This window comes from Microbacterium sp. K24 (genome assembly GCF_004794465.1).
Lineage (GTDB): Bacteria > Actinomycetota > Actinomycetes > Actinomycetales > Microbacteriaceae > Microbacterium.
In genome coordinates this window covers 71,211-90,710 of sequence record NZ_SSDJ01000093.1, presented here as the reverse complement: position 1 = coordinate 90,710, position 19,500 = coordinate 71,211, and the positions used below count along the sequence as shown (strand labels likewise).

17 protein-coding genes are annotated in these 19,500 nt (G+C 68.8%); 9 read left to right on the top strand and 8 right to left on the bottom strand.

Going from position 1 to position 19,500, the window contains the following annotated elements; all coding sequences use genetic code 11:
- Positions 1 to 20: 20 nt before the first annotated feature.
- From DW306_RS08410 to DW306_RS08400, 3 genes are read left to right on the top strand one after another with little or no spacing between them, the layout of a single operon-like run.
- The gene (locus DW306_RS08410; RefSeq protein ID WP_240747116.1) at positions 21 to 923 is read left to right on the top strand and encodes an ABC transporter permease; all 903 of its coding nucleotides are present in this window, start codon (positions 21 to 23) and stop codon (positions 921 to 923) included.
- Positions 920 to 1,657: an ABC transporter ATP-binding protein gene (locus DW306_RS08405; protein WP_136055164.1), complete on the top strand. Its 738-nt coding sequence runs from the start codon at positions 920 to 922 to the stop codon at positions 1,655 to 1,657. Before DW306_RS08410 ends, DW306_RS08405 begins: the two co-directional genes overlap by 4 nt.
- Positions 1,654 to 3,612 (top strand): DUF2339 domain-containing protein, encoded by a 1,959-nt coding sequence (locus DW306_RS08400; RefSeq protein ID WP_136055163.1) that lies wholly within the window; start codon positions 1,654 to 1,656, stop codon positions 3,610 to 3,612. Before DW306_RS08405 ends, DW306_RS08400 begins: the two co-directional genes overlap by 4 nt.
- Here the strand turns inward: DW306_RS08400 and DW306_RS08395 are convergent.
- Together DW306_RS08395 and DW306_RS08390 are read right to left on the bottom strand one after the other, a co-directional pair.
- The gene (locus DW306_RS08395; RefSeq protein WP_136055162.1) at positions 3,609 to 3,983 is read right to left on the bottom strand and encodes a DUF2304 domain-containing protein; all 375 of its coding nucleotides are present in this window, start codon (positions 3,981 to 3,983) and stop codon (positions 3,609 to 3,611) included. The two genes, DW306_RS08400 and DW306_RS08395, sit on opposite strands and share 4 nt — an antisense overlap.
- Before the next feature lie 4 nt (positions 3,984 to 3,987).
- On the bottom strand, positions 3,988 to 4,674 hold the full coding sequence (locus tag DW306_RS08390; protein WP_136055161.1) for a glycosyltransferase family 2 protein: 687 nt from the start codon (positions 4,672 to 4,674) through the stop codon (positions 3,988 to 3,990).
- A gap of 79 nt (positions 4,675 to 4,753) precedes the next feature.
- Between DW306_RS08390 and DW306_RS08385 the strand changes: the two genes are divergently transcribed.
- The 4 genes from DW306_RS08385 to DW306_RS08370 are packed head-to-tail and all read left to right on the top strand — an operon-like array spanning position 4,754 to position 9,251.
- A complete protein-coding gene (locus DW306_RS08385) occupies positions 4,754 to 5,365 on the top strand; it encodes an acyltransferase (protein ID WP_136055160.1) in 612 nt (203 codons plus the stop codon).
- Positions 5,362 to 6,459, top strand: coding sequence for a DegT/DnrJ/EryC1/StrS family aminotransferase (locus tag DW306_RS08380; RefSeq protein ID WP_136055159.1), 1,098 nt, complete (start codon positions 5,362 to 5,364; stop codon positions 6,457 to 6,459). Before DW306_RS08385 ends, DW306_RS08380 begins: the two co-directional genes overlap by 4 nt.
- Positions 6,459 to 7,445, top strand: a complete 987-nt coding sequence (locus DW306_RS08375) for a Gfo/Idh/MocA family oxidoreductase (protein ID WP_136055158.1) — start codon at positions 6,459 to 6,461, stop codon at positions 7,443 to 7,445. The genes DW306_RS08380 and DW306_RS08375 overlap by 1 nt, the downstream gene beginning before the upstream one ends.
- A 12-nt stretch (positions 7,446 to 7,457) precedes the next feature.
- Complete coding sequence (locus DW306_RS08370) at positions 7,458 to 9,251, top strand: ATP-binding cassette domain-containing protein (protein ID WP_136055157.1); 1,794 nt, start codon at positions 7,458 to 7,460, stop codon at positions 9,249 to 9,251.
- A 28-nt stretch (positions 9,252 to 9,279) separates the two neighbouring features.
- On the opposite strand, the gene DW306_RS08365 is transcribed toward DW306_RS08370, so the two are convergent.
- A complete protein-coding gene (locus tag DW306_RS08365) occupies positions 9,280 to 10,362 on the bottom strand; it encodes a glycosyltransferase (protein ID WP_136055156.1) in 1,083 nt (360 codons plus the stop codon).
- An 87-nt stretch (positions 10,363 to 10,449) separates the two neighbouring features.
- Here DW306_RS08365 and DW306_RS08360 point away from each other — a divergent pair, with 87 nt between their 5' ends.
- Positions 10,450 to 11,598, top strand: coding sequence for an acyltransferase (locus DW306_RS08360; RefSeq protein WP_136055155.1), 1,149 nt, complete (start codon positions 10,450 to 10,452; stop codon positions 11,596 to 11,598).
- Here DW306_RS08360 and DW306_RS08355 read toward each other — a convergent pair.
- Genes DW306_RS08355 through DW306_RS08340 form a run of 4 tightly spaced genes read right to left on the bottom strand, consistent with a single transcriptional unit; the run spans position 11,575 to position 16,378 of the window.
- Positions 11,575 to 12,810 carry a glycosyltransferase family 4 protein gene (locus DW306_RS08355; RefSeq protein ID WP_136055154.1) on the bottom strand — a complete coding sequence of 412 codons (1,236 nt, stop codon included), beginning with the start codon at positions 12,808 to 12,810 and terminating at the stop codon, positions 11,575 to 11,577. The genes DW306_RS08360 and DW306_RS08355 overlap by 24 nt on opposite strands.
- 1 nt (position 12,811) lies before the next feature.
- On the bottom strand, positions 12,812 to 13,978 hold the full coding sequence (locus tag DW306_RS08350) for a glycosyltransferase family 4 protein (RefSeq protein WP_136055153.1): 1,167 nt from the start codon (positions 13,976 to 13,978) through the stop codon (positions 12,812 to 12,814).
- A gap of 5 nt (positions 13,979 to 13,983) precedes the next feature.
- On the bottom strand, positions 13,984 to 15,159 hold the full coding sequence (locus tag DW306_RS08345) for a glycosyltransferase (RefSeq protein ID WP_136055152.1): 1,176 nt from the start codon (positions 15,157 to 15,159) through the stop codon (positions 13,984 to 13,986).
- A complete protein-coding gene (locus DW306_RS08340) occupies positions 15,143 to 16,378 on the bottom strand; it encodes a hypothetical protein (protein WP_136055151.1) in 1,236 nt (411 codons plus the stop codon). The genes DW306_RS08345 and DW306_RS08340 overlap by 17 nt, the downstream gene beginning before the upstream one ends.
- A 164-nt stretch (positions 16,379 to 16,542) precedes the next feature.
- Between DW306_RS08340 and DW306_RS08335 the strand changes: the two genes are divergently transcribed.
- Positions 16,543 to 17,700, top strand: a complete 1,158-nt coding sequence (locus DW306_RS08335) for a glycosyltransferase family 4 protein (protein WP_136055150.1) — start codon at positions 16,543 to 16,545, stop codon at positions 17,698 to 17,700.
- Here DW306_RS08335 and DW306_RS08330 read toward each other — a convergent pair.
- Entirely contained in the window at positions 17,684 to 19,489 is a 1,806-nt protein-coding gene (locus DW306_RS08330) for an asparagine synthase-related protein (RefSeq protein WP_136055149.1), read from the bottom strand. The genes DW306_RS08335 and DW306_RS08330 overlap by 17 nt on opposite strands.
- Positions 19,490 to 19,500 lie beyond the last annotated feature (11 nt).

Here is a 19,500-nt window from a genome sequence, read left to right as displayed (position 1 = left end):
GCAGCTGAATGAGTGGGCCAGTGACAGATACCCGAGATCTTTTCGCCGTCGTCCCGCGTTCCGAGTTCGATACTCCTGGCACCAGCCGAGGGCTCATCGATGTCGTGCGCTGGCGTTATCTCCTGTACCTGCTGGTGCGGACGGGCGTCACGACCCGCTACCGCAACTCGGTGCTCGGCTGGACGTGGTCGTATGTGCGCCCTGGCGCGCAGTTCCTCGTGTTCTGGGTCGTTCTCGGGCTCTTCCTGAACCTCAACCGCGACATCCCGAACTACCCGGTGTACCTGTTCTCCGGCATCGTGGTGATCAACCTCTTCTCCGAGGCCTTCAAGAACGCCACGACCTCGATCGTGAACAATGCGCCGCTCGTGCGCAAGGTGTTCCTGCCGCGGCAGCTGTTCGCCGTCTCGTCGGTCCTCGTGGCGTTCATCCACTTCCTCCCGCAGCTCGCGCTGCTGCTGATCGTCTGCCTGTTCCTGGGCTGGATACCGAGCGTCTCGATCCTCGGTGTGCTCGCCGCCCTGGCCGCGATGATCATCGTGTCGCTCTTCGCCCTCGGCATCGGACTGTTCTTCGGCGCGCTCAACGTGCGATTCCGCGACGCCGAGAACATCGTCGAGCTGCTGCTGCTCCTCGCGACCTGGGCGTCGCCGGTGCTCTACGCCTGGACGATGGTGCGGGAAGCGGTGGACAAGCTCGGATGGCCGGATTGGCTCGTCAACCTGTATCTCCTCAACCCGATCACCCAGGGTGTCGAGCTGTTCCACTACGCGTTCTGGCGTCCGGTCACGGACACCACGCTGGCGCTTCCGCCGGACCTCGCCTGGAACACTCTCTGGACGTTCCTGATCGCCGTGGTCACGCTGCTGCTCGGCCAGCTCGTCTTCCGCCGTCTCGAGGGAAAGTTCGCACAAGACCTATGAGCACCGCAACCGCTTCTCGCCCCAGCATCGTCGTCGACGGCGTGCGCAAGAACTTCACCCTCAACCACGCGCTCTCGTTCAAGGACACCGTCGTGGCCTGGATCCGCCGTCGCAAGACGAGCAGCACCTTCGAGGCCCTGAAGGGCCTGGACCTCGTCATCAACGAGGGCGAGTCGGTGGCCATCCTCGGCCTGAACGGCTCGGGCAAGTCCACCCTCCTCAAGCTGATCTCGGGCGTCATGGAGCCCGACGCCGGCGAGGTGCTCACGCGAGGTCGCGTCGCCGGACTCATCGAGGTCGGAGCCGGCTTCCACCCGGAGCTGTCGGGTCGCGAGAACGTGTTCCTCAACGCCGCCATCCTGGGGATGCAGCGCAAGGAGGTCGAGGAGCGCTACGACGAGATCGTCGCCTTCAGCGAGATCGAGCAGTTCATCGATCAGGAGGTCAAGCACTACTCCTCGGGCATGTTCATGCGGCTGGCCTTCTCGGTGGCGATCCACGTCGAGCTCGACGTTCTGCTCGTCGACGAGATCCTGTCCGTCGGCGATGCGCCGTTCCGCGAGAAGTGCCGCCTCAAGTTCGCCGAGCTGATCGAGCAGAAGAAGACTCTCGTCGTGGTCAGCCACGATATGGAGATGGTCCGAGAGCTCTGCACCAGAGGCGTGGTGATCAACAAGGGCGAGGTCGTCTACGACGGTGAGATCGAGGGCGCGATCGCGCTGGTCGACGAATGATCATCGACTGGCTGGCGCAATCGGGGCTGTTCGCCCTGACCCTGGCCGTGGTGTTCGTCCCGGGTCTGCTGATCGGTCTGATCCTCCGCCTCCGCGGTCTCGTGCTGTGGGCGGCTGCTCCGGGAATCTCGGTGGGTCTGCTGTCGCTCCTGGCGATCCTGTACCCGCTGCTCGGCATCCGCTGGGGTCATCTGAGCGTGGCCGTCGGCGTCGTGATCATCGGCGCGCTGCTCTACGGGCTCTCACTGCTCGTCGGCCGCGGACGCCGGGTGTCGCTGCCGGCCCGGCGTGACCGCCGAGCGAACCTGCTGCTGGCCGCCGGTCTGATCGTCGGCGGAGGCCTGAACGCGGCGCGCCTGATGACGTACGTGGGCCTGCCGACCGCGCTCTCGCAGACGAACGATGCCGTCTTCCACCTGAACGCGCTGCGCTGGATCGCGGAGACCGGAACCGCCTCCTCTCTCGACGTGTCCGGCCTCATCGGCGGCACGTCGTTCTACCCCGCCGCGTGGCATGCCGTCGCGTCGCTCGTGGCGGTCGATGTCGCACAGATCCCGGTCGCCGCCAACATGGTGTCGCTCGTGATCGCCGCGGTGATGTGGCCGCTGGCGATCGCGCTGTTCGCGCACGTGGCGAGCCGCGGAGACCGCATGATCACCGCGTTGGCGGCCGCGCTGTCGGCCGGCCTGCTCGCGTTCCCGCAGCTCATGTTCGAGTGGGGCGTCCTGTACCCGTACGCCCTCTCGCTGGCGGTCGTGCCTGCGGCAGCAGCGCTCACGATCAACGTCCTCCGGACCTGGATGGGCGCGGCTCCCGGAGAGAAGCTCCGCCGGGCGATCGGCGTCGGTGTCGCCGCGGTGCTCGCGGTCGCCGGCACGACGCTCGCACAGCCGTCGTCGGTCCTCGTCTGGGGCGTTCTGGTGATGCTGTGGCTCACCGCGGTCGTGCTGCATCGCTATCGCACCGGCGACCGTCTCTTCCGCCGGCGCGCGCTGGTGGTCCTCGTCGCGGGGTGGGCTGCGGTCGTCATCGTCTGGCTCGCACTGGCCTATCTCGCCGGAAGCGTGCTCTGGCGGTCGTACCGCGGGGTGCCGGGTGCGCTGGTCGACGTGGTCCTCAACAGCCATTCCCTGCTCCCGGCGGCGTGGGGGATGAGCGCGCTGCTGATCGTGGGCATCGTGGTCGCGGTCCGCGAGCCCCGCCTGCGGTGGCTGGTCGTCGCCTGGGCCGGGATCTCGCTGCTCTACGTCGTCAGCGTGGCGACCGATCTGCCCGTGATCAAGCGCGTGCTCACGGGTCCCTGGTACGGCGACTCCTTCCGCCTCGCCTCGATCGTGCCCGTGCTCGTGGTGCCCCTCGCGGCGATCGGACTCGCTGCGCTCATCCGCGCGATCGCTCGCCGATGGTCCACGGTTCGCGCCCTGGGCCGAATGCCGCTCGCCGCGCTGGCGATGCTCGTCACGGCCGCGGTGGGCATCATCGGCGTCGTCGTGGCCCCCGTGATCCTGCTGCGTGTGGCCGCCGACACGGATGAGCAGTCCCGCTACGCCATGGACCAGGACAGCTACCTCTCCTCCGACGAGTACGCGCTCCTCCGGGAGCTCCCGGAGCTCATCCCCGAGGACGCGGTGATCATCGCGAACCCGTCGACCGGCGCCGCATTCGCCTACGTGCTGGGGAACCGCGACATCATCCCGCGCACCTGGTCCCCGCCGCAGTCGCAGGCATGGGACACGCTCGCCTCCGCGATGCGGGACGCCGACGACGACCCCGCGGTCTGCGAGGCCCTCGCGGCCTACGGTGCGCCCGAGTACGTGCTCGACTTCGGCATCGGCGGCACGGGCCCCGGCGAGTACCTGATGCCCGGGATGACGGGCTTCGAGGGTCAGCCCGGATTCAGCGAGGTGGCGCGCGAGGGCGACGCCAGCCTCTGGCGGATCACCGCCTGCGACTAGCGGGCCTCCGGGCGTCCGGCATCCGACTCATCGGGCTGTTCTGAGGGCCTGGACGCCTGCAGCAGCGCGAGCTTGCGGGCGAGCAGGGTGAGCCGTCGCTGCTGCGCGGCGTTGCGGCGCGACTGCGTGTACACGAACACGAGGAACATCAGCACGAGCGCGTAGAGCAACAGGTCGGTACCTCTGCCGACGCCCACGAGGTTGGCCACCCACGTGAGCCACTGCGGGAACAGGATCGACACGATCGCGACGAGGACGAACGCGCCGAAGAGCAGACGGCGGATGGCGAGATGGCTGTCGGCGCCGGTGCGTCGCATGAAGACGGCGCCGATGGCGACGACGGCGACGATGAGGACGATCTGGATCCACATGGCGTTACCTCACGATCAGGTCGACGAGGATGTTGACGGAGTTGAGCACCGACTGACCCTTCGACTTCGAGTAGTCGGTGTACAGGAGCTCGACCGGATGCTCGATCCAGGGGAGTCCGGTGTGGCCCAGCTGCAGCACGATCTCGGTGGCGTGCGCCATCCGATCCTGCTTCAACTGGATCTGCCGGGCGGCATCGGCGCGGATGACGCGCAGGCCGTTGTGCGCGTCGGTGAGCTTGACGCTCGTGGTGAGGTTCGTCACCCAGACCGCGGTCTTCAGGATGACGCGCTTCATCCACCCGGGATTGGTGCGGTCGTCGAGGAAGCGCGACCCGAAGACGATCGCCGCGCCCGACTCCCGTGCCGCGGCGACCATGGCGATCGCGTCGTCGACGCGGTGCTGGCCGTCGGCGTCGAAGGTCACGATGTACTCGCAGCCCGGCTGGGCGAGCGCGTAGTCGATGCCGGTCTGCAGGGCGGCGCCCTGACCGAGATTGATCGGATGCTCGACGACGTGCGCACCGGCCGCCCTGGCCTCTTCCAGCGAGCCGTCGGTGGAGCCGTCGTCGATGCAGACGACGTTCGGGAAATGGGGGAGCAGGGTCGCGATCACCCCCGAGATCACGGTCGCCTCGTTGAACAGCGGGACGACGACCCAGGTGTGCGGATCGGGGCTGGCTGGGTTGATCACCCTCCTATCCTCTCAGGAAACGACGGGGCGAACAGATAGGATGACCGAGTCCCCTTCTTCACCCACGAGGAGAACCCGTATGCCCTCACCGACCGATGTCCGGATCGTCGATTCGGCCGATGTGTCCCCTGAGGCGAAGATCGGAGCAGGCAGCTCCATCTGGCATCTGGCGCAGGTGCGCGAAGACGCGCAGCTCGGTGAGAACTGCATCGTGGGCCGCGGCGCGTACATCGGCACCGGTGTCGTCATGGGCGACAACTGCAAGGTCCAGAACTACGCCCTCGTGTACGAGCCCGCGAAGCTCGGCGACGGCGTGTTCATCGGCCCGGCGGTCGTGCTGACCAACGACACCTACCCCCGCGCGATCAATGCGGACGGCACGATCAAGAGCGCGCACGACTGGGAACCCGTCGGCGTGACGATCGAGCGCGGTGCCGCCATCGGTGCGCGGGCGACCTGTGTCGCTCCCGTCACGATCGGCGCCTGGGCCACGGTCGCCGCGGGCGCCGTGGTCGTCAAGGACGTGCCGGCATATGCGCTTGTCGCCGGCGTTCCCGCCCGCCGCATCGGCTGGGTCGGCGAGTCGGGCGTGCCCCTCGTCGCGGGCGAAGACGAGAAGACCTGGGTGTGCCCCTCCACGGGGGCGCGTTACATCGAGACTGACGGAACACTGATCAAGGAGACCGTGTGAGCGACTTCATCCCCCCCGCAAAGCCGATCATCGGAGACGAAGAGCGCGCGGCCGTCGACCGCGTGATGCGCAGCGGCATGATCGCCCAGGGCCCGGAGGTCGCGGCATTCGAGAGCGAGTTCTCCGCCCACTTCGTGCCCGGTCGCCCCTCCGTCGCCGTGAACTCCGGCACGGCGGGACTCCACCTCGGTCTGCTCGCGGCCGGCGTCGGCGCGGGCGACGAGGTCATCGTGCCCTCCTTCACCTTCGCGGCGACCGGCAACTCGGTCGCGCTCACCGGCGGCACCCCCGTGTTCGTCGACATCGAGCCCGACACGTTCACTCTCGACCCCGAGGCGGTCGCCGCGGCGATCACCCCCCGGACCAAGGGCATCCTGCCCGTGCACCTCTACGGCCACCCTGCACGGATGCGCGAGCTCGAGAAGCTCGCCGCCGAGCGCGGCGTCGCCCTCTATGAAGACGCGGCTCAGGCGCACGGCGCGTCGCTCGACGGCCGTCCCGTCGGCTCGTTCGGCGAGTTCGCGATGTTCAGCCTGTACCCGACGAAGAACATGACCAGCGGCGAGGGCGGCATGGTCACGACGGCGACTGACGAGATCGCCCGCCAGGTCAAGCTGCTGCGCAACCAGGGCATGGAGCGCCAGTACGAGAACGAGGTCATCGGGTTCAACGCCCGCATGACCGACATCCACGCGGCCATCGGGCGCGTGCAGCTCACCAAGGTCGACGCCTGGACCAAGACCCGGCAGGCGAACGCGGCGTTCCTCGATGCGAACCTCCAGGGCGTCGTCGTGCCGCCCGTCGCCGACGGCGCCGTGCACGTGTACCACCAGTACACGATCCGCGTGCCCGAGGACCGCGACGGCTTCGTCGCGGCGCTGAAGAGCGAGCACAACGTCGGGGCCGGCGTCTACTACCCGATCCCGAACCACCGCCTGCCCTCGCTGACGCGCTTCGCTCCGGGGCTCGACCTGCCCGAGACCGAACGCGCCGCGCGCGAGGTCGCCTCGCTGCCCGTGCACCCGTCGCTCAGCCAGGACGACCTCGAGCGCATCGTCGCGGCCGTCAACGCCGTCGCCGGAGCAGGCGCCTGATGGGCAACCTGCGGGCCGGCCTGCTCGGCGTCGGGATGATGGGACGTCACCACGCCCGCGTGCTGCGCGACGTCGACGGCGTCGACCTCGTCGCGATCGCCGACCCCGGGGGAGACCCCCACGGCGTCGCGGGCGGCCTCGAGGTACTCCCCGACATCGACGCGCTCATCGCCGCCGGCATCGACATCGCCGTCGTCGCGGTGCCGACGCGTTTCCACGAGGACGCGGCGCTCAAGCTCGCCGACGCCGGAGTGCACACGCTGGTCGAGAAGCCGATCGCGCACAACGTCGAGGCCGGTCGCCGGATGACCGACGCCTTCGCCTCCCGCGGACTCGTCGGGGCAGTGGGCCACGTCGAGCGCTTCAACCCTGCTCTGCAGGAGATGCGCCGCCGCCTCGAGGCGGGCGAGCTCGGCGATGTGTTCCAGATCGCCACGCGTCGTCAGAGCACCTTCCCCGCCCGCATCGCCGACGTGGGTGTCGCCAAGGACCTCGCGTCCCACGACATCGACCTGACGAGCTGGGTCGCGCAGAGCGAGTACAAGACCGTGTTCGCGCAGACCGCCCACCGCAGCGGCCGCGAGTTCGAAGACATGATCACCGTGACCGGTCGCCTGGCGAACGGTGTGATCGTCAACCACCTCGTCAACTGGCTCTCGCCGATGAAGGAGCGCGTCACGGTCGTCACCGGAGAACGCGGTACATTCATCGCCGACACCTCCACGGGCGACCTGACGTTCTACGCGAACGGCACCATCCCTCTCGAATGGGACACGATCTCCTCGTTCCGCGGTGTGTCGGAAGGGGACATCACCCGGTATTCGTACGCCAAACGCGAGCCGCTCAAGGTCGAGCACGAGGCGTTCCGGGACGCGGTGCTGGGCAAGCCGAGCGATCTCGTGACGATGGAGCAGGGTCTCCACACCCTCGCCGTCGTCGAGGGCGCGGTCACCTCGGCCACCACCGGCGTGTCGACCACTTTCTGAGCAGCGGAGCGTATGAAGAGAATCTGGCCGGTCCTGAGGGACCTCCTGCCGTTGCTGCCCGAGGGTGCGCGTCGATACTTCGCCGGGTACATGGTCGCGACCACCGCGATCACCGGGCTCGACGTCATCGCCATGTCGCTGCTGGCACTCATCATCGGGCCCGCGTTGTCGGGTGGCACCCTGTCGCTGCCGATCATCGGCGATGTGCCGACCGAGACGCTCCCGCTGCTCGCGCTCGGCGCCTGCGTGCTCATCATCATCAAGTCGGTGCTCTCCGTCACGCTGCACTGGTTCGCCACCCGTCGCTTCGCCAGGTACGAGCTCGAGATCGGCGATCGGATGTTCAAGGCGTACATCAACTCGAGCTGGGAGGAGCGCTCGAAGCGCTCCGTGGCCGAGATCACCCGTATCGCCGATGCCGGTATCGCGAACACCATGGCCGGGTTCCTGCTGCCCCTGATGCGCGTTCCGAGCATGATCTTCACGTTCGTGCTGATCATCGCGGTGCTCCTCGTGGCCGACCCGCTGACCGCGATCATCGCGTTCGGGTACCTGGGCCTCGTCGCCCTCATCGTGCATCAGGTCGTCACCAAGCGGTCGCTCGAGGCAGCGCAGGTCAATCTCACCTACAGCTACCGCGTCGCCATCCTGATGACGGAGATGATGGAGGCTCTGAAGGAGCTGAGTCTGCGCAACCGTCTGTCCGAGGTCTCCGACCTGGTCGCGACGAACCGCAGTCGTTCGGTGCGTGCACGTGCCAACGGCGGGTTCCTCGGCATCATCCCGGGCTTCGCTTTCGAGGCGGCTCTGATCGGCGGTGTCATCCTGATCGGCGGATTCGCCTTCTGGCAGGGCGGTATCACCGCAGCTCTGTCATCGGTCGCACTCTTCGCCGCGACCGGCTTCCGCCTCATCCCCGCGATCACCGGTATCCAGGGCGGTATCGTGCAGGCCGTGGCGAGCACCCCGGCGGCGCTCGACGTGATCGGCGACCTCATGTCGGCCGAGAAGGACATGGAGTCGTCCTCGACGCCCGAGGACACGGCTGTGCTCGCGGAGAGTCCGCGCGAGCTGCGCCTCGACGATGTGCGCTTCCGCTACCCGAGCGCGAACGAGGACGTCATCCGCGGCATGTCGCTGGACATCCCGCTCGGAAGCTCGCTCGGCATCGTCGGACCGTCCGGAGCCGGCAAGTCGACGCTCATCGACCTGCTCCTCGGCCTGAGCCAGGCGTCGCAGGGTCAGATCTCGATCGACGGCGCGCCGCTCAACTCGGTCCTCAAGCAGTGGCGAGGACGCGTCGGCTATGTGCCGCAGCGTGTCGCGCTCTTCGACGGCAGCATCGCGCAGAACGTGGCCCTGACCTGGACCGAGGAGGTCGACGAGGAGCGTGTTCTGAACGCGCTCGAGCGCGCGCAGCTCGGTCCGCTCATCCGATCTCGTGCCGGCGGCATCCACGAGCGCATCGGTGAGCGCGGCGTCTCGCTGTCCGGCGGGCAGCAGCAGCGTCTCGGCATCGCGCGCGCGTTGTACACGGATCCGCTCGTGCTCGTGCTCGACGAGGCGACGAGTTCGCTCGACACCAAGACCGAGGACGAGGTGACGAAGTCGATCCGCGCCCTGCAGGGCGAGGTGACGCTGATCTCCGTGGCTCACCGTCTGTCGACGATCAAGGACTACGACCGGATCTGCTACGTCGATGAGGGTGTCATCGCGGCATCCGGTACCTTCCTCGAGGTCGCGTCGATGCTTCCGGACTTCGCCGAGCAGGTCGTTCTGGCCGGACTCGCCCGCGACCTCGACTGAGGGCGAGGTCGGCGGGGGACCCCGGGTCTCAGCCGGCGTTCATCGAACGCAGTCCCGCGAACAGCGTGCGGAACGGCGCCTGCCGGTGCAGGGCGAAGAACGGATTCCTCGGCGTGAGCGCGCCGACCGTCCGGTAGTTCCACCGTGCATCGAGCAGATGGAGGATGCGTGCGGGGTCCGGCGCGGCGTGCTGGAGCTCGTCGAGCACCTGACGATCGACCCGCGCGAGCAGTCGCAGCACGCCCGGCGCCATCCGCTCGAGGCGGTCGACCACGGCGATGAGGTCGCGCCGGTGCGGTTCCAGGCCCTCCGGAGCGTTCACGCGGGCGAGCACGGCGTCGAACACGTGCACGCGGAGGACCTTGATCGCCAGCGCCTGACGGTCGGCCCGACCCAGGGTCGGGTACCAGGGCGTCTCCTCGATGGCATCGAGGAATGCGAAGTCATCGGCCACCGCCCTGCTCGAGAACGTGACGCGGTCATCGGCGTCGTCGTGCACGAGGTAGGCGGGTCCGCCCATGTCGTAGGCGATGTGCGCGCCGGTGAACCACAGGGTCGCGGTGTAGGCGAGATCCTCCCCGGACGGCAGGCCCTCGGTGAAGCGAAGCTCGGCGAACCGCTCCCGATCGACCACGCCGAGCGGCGCGGACCGGTAGGCCAGGCGATCCTTCCGCGCGTCGAGCGACCGTTGCCGTCTCCCGTTGCGCACGGGAGGATACGGATCGCTGCCGCGTCCGACGATCCGGATGCGGGCGAGCACGGTCGATGCACCCGTCTCGGACTGGAGGCGCACCCAGGAGTCGATCGCGCCGGGAGCGAGTTCGTCGTCCGATCCCATGACGGCCACGAGCGGTGCGGTCGCCTGGTCGAGGCCGTGGTTCATCGGGCCGGCGGGGGAGCGGATGCCGTCCTCGAAGGGGAGCAACCGCACGCGGTCATCGGCCAGCAGCGAGCCGAGGTTCGCCTCGATCACCGACGGATCGATGTTGTGCGCGACGACGCTCACCCGCACTGCCGTCGTGGTGCCGTCGAGGACGGACTTCACCGCGCGATCCACGGGACGCGTGGCGGAGTGGACAGGGATCACGACGTCGATCTGCGGGGTGCTCATCACTGGAATTCTACGGCGCGACCGGGGGCCGCCGAGCCGGCGGGTATCCTGGGTTATCGACCACCCCCGACACCAGAACCGAGACAGATGTCGCTGCCCTCACGAAACGTCCTCGCCGAGCCGACTCAGCGACTCGACGCACTGACCGGACTCCGGTGGTGGGCGGCGTTCCTCGTCTTCTTCTATCACATGCTCGTGTTCGCCCCGGTGCCGGGAGTGCTGGCTCAGGTGTTCTCATACGGGTACTTCGGTGTGACGTTCTTCTTCGTGCTCTCCGGCTTCGTCCTCACGTGGTCGGCGCGGCCCGCCGTGTCGACCTCGACGTTCTACTGGCGGCGGTTCGCGCGGATCTGGCCATCGCACATGGTGGCGCTCATCCTCGCTATCCCGGTCTTCTACACGTTCGCGGCGATTCCCGAGGGCAGCTTCCTCAAACCGTTCGACCTGGCCATCCTGGCTCTGTCGGTCGTGCTGCTCCAGGCCTGGTGGTCGAATCCGCTGATCCTCTTCTCGGGCAATCCGGCCGCGTGGACGCTGACGTGCGAGGCGTTCTTCTACGCCCTGCACCCGTGGATCTCGCGCGTGCTCGTGCCCATGGCGAAGCGCGGAGCGCTCCTCCTTGCGGCAGGTGTCGTGGTCTACGCCTTCGTGTACCGCTTGGGCGTCGCGCTGGCGCCGGAGTCCTGGCTGCCGCTCGTTCCGCTGCCGGTGCAGCGCCTCCCCGAGTTCGTACTGGGCATGGCGCTGGCCTGGGCGATGCGCAACGGATGGCGTCCGCGCATCCACCCGTTCGTCGGCGTCGGAGCGATGGCCGCGGTCATCCTGGCCATCCTCCTCAGCAGCCGTCTGAACGGTGTCGTACCGCTGATCGGGTACGTGGGGACCTTCGCCAACGAGCTGTTCACGGTGGGATGCGCGATCGCCATCGTGGCGCTGGCCTCCGCCTCGCTGCGCGGACGCCGCGTCTTCTTCGACACTCGCATCCAGGTGAAGCTGGGCGAATGGTCGTTCGCGTTCTACCTCATCCACGCGACCGTCATCTACACGGCTCTGCGGTTATTCGGCCTGCAGCAGCCCTCGTGGACGAACCTCATCTGGTACGTCGTCCTGCTGGCCGTCTGCATCGTGGCTGCCTGGGCTCTGCACTCCTTCGTCGAGCGCCCGCTCGAACGGCGCATGCGTCGTTGGAAGGACACGCGGGATGCGAAGAAGTCAGTTGCCGTCGGCGTCGCCTGAGCGGTCGATCCAGCCGTCGAGGAGCACCGCGGCGCTGTGCGCGCCGGAATGCACCGCCTCGACGTAGGCGGGGCCGAGCGCGGCGATCTCTCGCGCGCGGTCACGGTCGGTGAGCAGTCCGCTGACCACGGCGTGCAGAGTGTCGGGCGTCGCTTCGACGATCGGCAGGGCGAGTCCGGTCTCTGCGAGGATGTGTTCCCGCACCTGCGGGAGGACATGGCCTACGACGATCCGGCCGGCCGCCATGGCCTCGCACGCCGCGACGCCGTAGGAGCCGATCCGGAACTGATCCAGCACGATGTCGGCACTGCCGATGACACCGGGCATGCTGTCGGAGCTCACACCCGACACGAGCTCGTATCCGATGGTCTGCGCATCGATCAGCGGGCGCAGTGCGGGCTCGATGTGATGACTGCCCTTCTGGACGGGTGAGCTGGAGACGTGGATGACACGGGCGGTCTGCTCGGCGAGCACCGGGCGGTCGGCGGCGAACCGCGCGCCGTCCACCACGACGGGGCACCACCGTGCCCACGGGACGTCGAGGAGCAGGTCGGGCGTCGACACGAACGTCGGTCGCCGGAGTGTCTCCAGCAGCACGGCGTTCGCGTCGGCATCGGCCTGGAGCGTGTCCGTGCGCGGATCCTCGGGATACGGCGACCAGGGCGTCAGAGCGGCGTGCGCTCGAGGGCTGCGGATGTCGGTGCCGTGGCTGAGGAAGGCGACCGACAGTCCGGCAGCCTCGAGTGCTTCGACTTCGGAGAGCACGCTGCGCCCGAACAGTCCGCCGAAGATCGGGCGCTCGGCTTCGATGAGGACGTGGGTGAAGCGCTGCACCGCTTCCCACTCGGCGCGCTGCCACTCGGCGGAGGCGCTGTTGACGGCGATCGGCACCGTCGTGTCCGCGCGGAACGCGAATCCGCCGGGAATGTCGACGGCCATGTTGCGGGCGCCGACGTCGCTCTGGGCGCGTTCGAGAGCCCGAGCCCAGAGGAATCCCTGGCCGGAGTAGTTGGTCGGGGCGATGTAGACCCGGGTGGCCGCATCGGGCACCGTCGTGTTCGGAGCACCGCCCCCTCCGAGCACCCGGTAGGCGAGGCGGCCGATCAGGCCGTCGGGATTGCGTGCCGGGGCATCGATGATGCGGGTCATCCAGGCCGGCAGCGACGACCGACGGCGGACGAGCCATCCGGCGAGGTCATGCAGTCCGGCCATGTCAGCCCTCCTCCGAGCGCCCCGCGGCGGACTCGATGTTGTCGACCACACGACGTGCGACCGCCGTGAGCGAGTGCTGCTCGGCCGTCCATCGTCCGAGCGCCACCCTCTCCTCGGCGCTCGGCGGATCGGAGGCGAGCTGCTCCATCGCGATCGCGATCTGCGTCACGTCGTACTCGCAGGCGATCCCGGCGCGCACGTGACGATTCGCCTCGCGGAGGAACGGCGCCGTCGGTCCGGGACCGGCGAAGAGCACCGGGCATCCCGCAGCGAGGGAGGAGTATGCCTTGGTCGTGAAGGCATAGTCGTAACCGGTGTTCGGCCGCAGCGTCGCCAGGCTCGCGACGGCTTCGTTGAGGTGAGGGAGAAGCTCTTCGGCGGGCATCGCCGGGACGAATTCGATGGCGTCGGCGACTCCGGCTGCGCGCGCCCGCTCCTCGATGACCTCGCGTTCGCTGCCGTTGCCGATGAAACGCAGGGTGTAGCCCGGGCGGGTCTGCGAGAAGATCCCGAATGCGTCGACCAGTGCCTCGGCTCCGTGCCAGGGCGAGTAGCTGCCGGCGTAGACGAAGAGCGGCCGCACCGGCACGGCCGGATCGGGGGCGAATGCGCCCGTGTCGGCGCCGAACCCCGTCACCGCGATCTTCCGGCGGACGCCGAGTGCACGTGCGCGCGTCACGACCCCCTGCGAGATGGTGACGAGGCGCTCGGCGCCGCGCATGCCGAAGCCTTCCATGGCGCGGAGCACGCGGATGATGAGGGCCGAGTTCGTCGCCTGATCGGCGGCATCCGACCAGACATCCGCGGCGTCGTAGACGTACGGTATCCGACGCAGCGCGCACACGACGCGCACGACGACGCCCGTGGTGGGCGGCGGCTCCATGAACACGACATCCGGGCGACGCATGAAGAGCATCCGGAACGCCAGCGGGATGTCGAAGCTCAGGTAGGGGATGTACCCCCGCACGTAGCCCTGACGATCCCGGACGACGGGGAACGTGCGGACGGTCTCCGCGTAGCGCGGAGCCTTCATCCGCTTCGGCAGGCGGGCCGTCAGGACCACGACCTCGTTGCCGCGGCTCGTCAGCTCGTCCGCGACGGCGCCGAGGAACAGCGACGCGGCGGAGGGCTCCGGTCGGTAGATGCGCGAGACGATGGTGACGAGCATGGAGATCAGACGTTCAGGAAGTGCTTCGCGAGCACGTCGCGCGAGAAGGCGCCGTCGTGGAGCCGGCGGACGAAGGCGGGGCCGGATGCGGCGATCGCACGGTAGTGGTCGCGACGCGCGACGATGTCACGGAGCACCGCCTCGATGTCGTCGGGGGTCGCCTCCACGACGGGGAGCGGCATCGAGGCGTGGCTCTCCACCTCCGTGCGCACCTGATCCGTCACGTGAGCCAGCACCAGGCGACCGGCGGCCATCGTCTCGCACGCCGCCACGCCGTAGTCGCCGACGCGGAACTGATCCAGGACGATGTCGGCGGATGCGAGCACGGCCGGCATCTCCTCGTTCGGGGTGCGATCGAGCTGGACGAACTCGATGAGGCCCTCGTCATGGAGCCGCTGCGCCGCCGGCACGATGAGGGGAGTGCCCTTGACATGCGGATTCGTCGGCGCGTGGATGACCTTGAGCCGGTCGCGCTCCAGCACGGGCGCGTCGTTGGTCCACTTGTCCGGCTCGATGACGACGCCGAGGAAATGGGCGTCGGGGAGATCGATGAGGAGTCCGGCCGTGGAGACGAACGTCGGCAGTCCGAGGTCGGCGATCACGCGCAGGTTCTCCGCGACGACGGCCTCGACCCGCTCCGCGGCCACCCACTCGTCGCTGTCGACGAAGTGGGACCACGGCGTCGACTGCAGATGCGTCGACGGCAGGCGTACATCCGTGCCGTGGCCGATGATCCCGATCCGCGCGCCGCCGGACTGCATCAGGGCCACCTGACGCCGCAGATCGCCGGAGAACATACCCCCCAGCACCGGCACGCAGGCCTCGACGAGCACATGGGTGTACTCCGCGGCGATCGTGTCGGCCATGGCGCGCTGCCAAGCGCGCGAGTGTTCCGACGTCCGCCACGGCACGACGTAGTCGGCGCGGTACTGCAGCACGTTGTTCTCGGCGTGGACGAAGTTCCGGGCAGAGACGTCTCCGCCCTCCTCCATCGCCCGAGACCACCGGTAGCCCTGGCCGGCGTAGTTGACCGGGCCGATGAGCACGCGATGGCGCCGCGTCATGTCGGGGTGAGGAGGCGGGGGAGGGACGACGCCCTTCGCCCGGTCGACACCGGCGGCGATGAAGTCCTGCAGGGGCTTCGGGATCAGTTTCCAGAGCCGTTCAATCGCGGGGTGCATGTGCGCCGCCTTCCTTGTCGGTTCTCTCCCGAGGCGTGATCCAGTCGTCCCGCAGCACCTCGGCGGACAGGCGTCCGTCGTGGACATGCCGCACGAAGTCGACGCCGGCGTCGATGAGCTCGGATCGGTCCGGCAGAGCGGCGAGGGCACGGAGAGCCGCCTCGATGCCGGTCGGGTCGCTCTCGACCACGGGAAGCGCCCGGCCCGTGCGGCGCTCGACCTCGGCGCGCACGCGCTCGGCGACGTGGCCGACCACGATGCACCCTGCCGCCAGGGCTTCGCAGGCCGCGACGCCGTACGAGCCGATCCGCACCTGATCCACCACCACGTCCGCCGCGGCGAACACCGCCGGCATCTCCGCGCTGGGAACGCCCTGGACGAGCCGGAGGTCGATGATCCCCTCCCGCTCCAGCTTCTCCAGCGCAGGAAGGATGAGCTGCGTGCCCTTCACCGTCGAGACAGAGGGCACGTGAGCGACCTGCAGCGGACCGGCGGAGCGGCGGCGGCGTTCGGTCGCCCAACGGGTCGGATCGACGACGACCGGACACCAACTCGCGGACGGCAGGTAGTCCAGCAGGTCGGGAGTGGAGACGAAGAGGGGTCGACCGCTCTCCTCGAGCAGGCGGATGTTGCGTGCTGCGAGGACCTCCGCCCTCGGTGCGTACAGCTCGGGGTCGCCGTAGTGCGACCACGGGTTGTCGGACATGTGTCGCGAGGGGAGTCGGACATCCGTCCCATGCGCGAGGTAGGCGACATCGACGCCGCGCTCCACCAGCGCCGCAGCCTGGGCCACGACGGAGCGCGAGAGCATCCGGCCGAACGGCGGCTCCTCCGCCTCGATCAGCACATGCGTGGCGCGACTCGCAGCGGCGAACTGGCGATCCTGCCATTCCGTTCCGTTGTGATAGGTGCCCACCGGAACGATCAGGTCGGCATCGAAGGAGAACCCGCCGGGCACGTCGACGGCCATGTTGCGCGCCGAGATCGAGGCGTCGGCGGCTTCCAGCGCCCGAGCCCACGCGCGGCCCTGACCCGAGTAGTTCACCGGGGCGATGAGCACCCGGATCGGTCTGTCCTCGAATGCCGTCGCGGGAACGGAGCCGGCAGGTGCCGCGGCACCCAGCCGGCGGGCGGCGATCCGGCCGATCGGGCTCATCGGCGCGTCCGCGATCCGGTCGACGACGGAGTTGATCCAGCGAGGCAGACGATTGCGGTTCACGAGCGCGGAGCGATCGTGGAACGGGCAGAGGTCATCCCCTCAGTCTACCGAGACGCACATGTGTCCTTCCGGGAGCCTCCGCCGAGGCATCCTAGACTGAGGCGCATGAGTGTCCGGATCTCAACCATGGATGACCGCCCCGCAACCTTCCGGATCGTGGCCGCGTGGTGAGGTCGTCGGCGCGGCCGACCGTCCTCATCCTCTCGTACGACGCGATCGACATCGATCCGCGGGTCATCAAGCAGGTGCGCCGGCTCGCCGACGAGTACGACGTCACGACGTGTTCGCCCGGTTCCTCCCCGGATCCGCGCGTCGAGCACATCGCCCTCGATCCCGAAGACGTCCGCCCGAGAGGACGCTGGGGCAACCTCATCGACGACATCGCCCGCGAGCGGGAATGGTTCGGCTGGACGTACGATCACGTGCCGCTCGTGCAGCAGACGAGGCGGCTCCTGCGCGGGCGCCGGTTCGATGCCGTCATCGCGAACGACGCGGAGACTCTCGGCGCGGCGATCTCGGTCGCGGGTGCGGAACGCGTCCACGCCGACCTCCATGAGTTCTTCCCGGGGCTCCCCGTCGACGACACGAAGCTGGGTCAGCGACAGCGCCGGTACTGGACCTGGCTCATCACGCGGTTCGCCTCCCGCGTCCGGTCGTCCACGACGGTCGGCCGCGAGATCGCGAAGCGCTACGGCGAGTACGGCCTCGACGCCGGGGTGGTGACGAACGCTAGCCCGTTCCGGGACTCCACGCCGACGCCGACGGGAAGCACCATACGGCTGGTGCACAGCGGCAATCCCTTCCGGGAGCGCGGCCTCGCCGAGATCATGCGGGCGGTCGCCGCGTCATCGGCCGATGTCAGCCTCGACCTGTACCTGACGTACAACCCGCCCACCGATCGGCAGCACCTTGTCGCTCTCGCCGAGCAGCTCGGTCCGCGGATCACCGTGCACGAGCCGGTGTCGCAGGCCGAGCTGATCGACGCGCTGCACGGCTACGACGTTGGCATCCACGTGCTGCCGCCGACCAGCGAGAACAATGCGCTCGCACTTCCGAACAAGTTCTTCGACTTCGTGCAGGCGAGGCTCGGCATCATCGTCGGGCCCTCGATCGAGATGGCGGGCATCGTGACGGAGCGCGGTCTCGGCATCGTGACGACGGACTTCGACGAGGCGAGCATCCTCGCCGCGCTGAACGGGCTCACCCCCGGCACCGTGGACGGTTTCAAGGCCGCCGCGCAGACGCATGCGGAGGCGCTCTCCGCAGAGGCGCAGGTGGAGAACTGGGCGGCGGCCGTTCGCGCGATCACTCGCTCCGAGTAGGTACCGCGCCCAGCTCGGCGTAGGCCTCTTCGAGGTACTTCCTCGACCAGGAGAGGGCCAGGGCGACGCTGCCGACGTGCAGATCGCCGGACTCGCGGGCATCGACGGTGACGCCGTCCAGGTCGACACGTGCTTCGACGCCCTGGGCCGCGAACAGCGAGTTCCAGAACTCTGTCTCGGCGGTGGGTGCGGGCCGGCCGATGTAGTGGTTCGCCGGCCTCAGCCGACGCACGAACTCCTGGATCGACGCCGGCAGGAGCCCGAACAGCTCGGGACGGCTGCGGGGGAGGCGCGGAGGCAGGACGGGCTCGGGACTGACCGGCGCTCCGGTGTTCGCGTTGGGCACGTCGCGCAGCGCGACGAGGCGCGAGTGGATCATCCGGCGGTAGTAGTTCTTGGCGATGATGTCGGTTGGACTCAGAGTGAGGAGCGCGTCCAGATAGGGACCCGCCAGCACCGGGGTCACCGCCAGCACGTCGTGGGAGAGGATCGCCGGGCTCACGTAGCTGAAGCGCGGCTGACGTTCGAACATCGCCCATGCGCTGATCGACTGAGCGGCCGAACGACCCGGCGACCGCAGCACGCTTCGCCGCAGCGAGCGGTCTGCGGCCCTGGCGATGCCCTTCGCGCGGGGTCCCGTGACGGCGACGCCGCGGGCACGCCAGATCGGGGCGCGTTTGCTCGACCAGTCGCGAAGCGCCCAGCCGCGGGAGAAGCGGGAGACCATCAACGGCATCACGGGAACGTAGGAGCCGATGAGGCAGTCGCCGGGCCAGGCGCCCACCAGCGTGACGTCGCCGTTCGCCGCCTTGGCCGACACCTCGTAGGCGAGGATGTTGCCTGCCGCTGCGTGCACCGAGACCTGACCGCCGGTGAGCGACCACCCCGACCGCGCCGCCTGCAGAGACATCTCGTCGAGTCGGGCCGTCCGATGGGGGAATCCGAGCGTCGTGGCGACGTGGTGCGCGACCTCGAGCTCCTCCGGCGTGGACAGGTCGAGCGTCACCGCCTCCGGTCGGCCCGGCCCAGCCTCGGCCAGGACGCCGAGGGTGAGTCGGCTGTCCAATCCGCCGGAGATCTGGAGCGTGAGCGTGCGGTCCGGATCATGCAGCGGTCCGATCTGCGCGACCGCGTCGCGCAGGGCCTCGTAGGTCGCGTCGGTGCTCACGGTCGGCCGTGAGTATGTCAGGTTGGACCGGCGATGAAGGTGGGGACCGGACGTCCCGGAATCACCGGTGGATGCCTGCAGGGCTTCGCCGGCCACGAGCGCGTGGACGCCGCTGAGCGTGGTCTCCCGTCCGATCGCGTGGTGATAGGCCAGGAGCTCATAGGATCCCTGGGCGCTGAGCGTCGTGATGCCGAGGGCGACGGCGATGAAATGCGGATCGTTGGAGATGACCGCGTGGCGTCCCGCCGACCCGTAGTACAGGGGCCATGAGCCCGCGCGATCGGCCCAGACGTCGACGGTCGAGCCGTCTGCCGTCGGACGGACGCGAACGGCCGTGAACTCTCCCCAGGTGCGAGGATCTTCCGTGGCGTGCCGACCGTCGTTCCATCCGTCGTCGCCCGCCGTGTAGCCGCCGCGCAGGAGGAACCCGCTGCCGTCGGGGGCGTCGGTGATGTCGGCGTGCGAGGAGCCCCCGTCCCAGTGCAAAGAGCCCCCGGCGAACTCGCGTCGCGCCAGTTCGCCGAATCGTGCGGTCTCGGAGAGGTGACGCGCATGAAGCTGAGCTGCTCGATCGACGCGCTCCGTGCTCCCGGCCGGATGCATGCTCACTGCGAAGAACATGGTGACTCCCT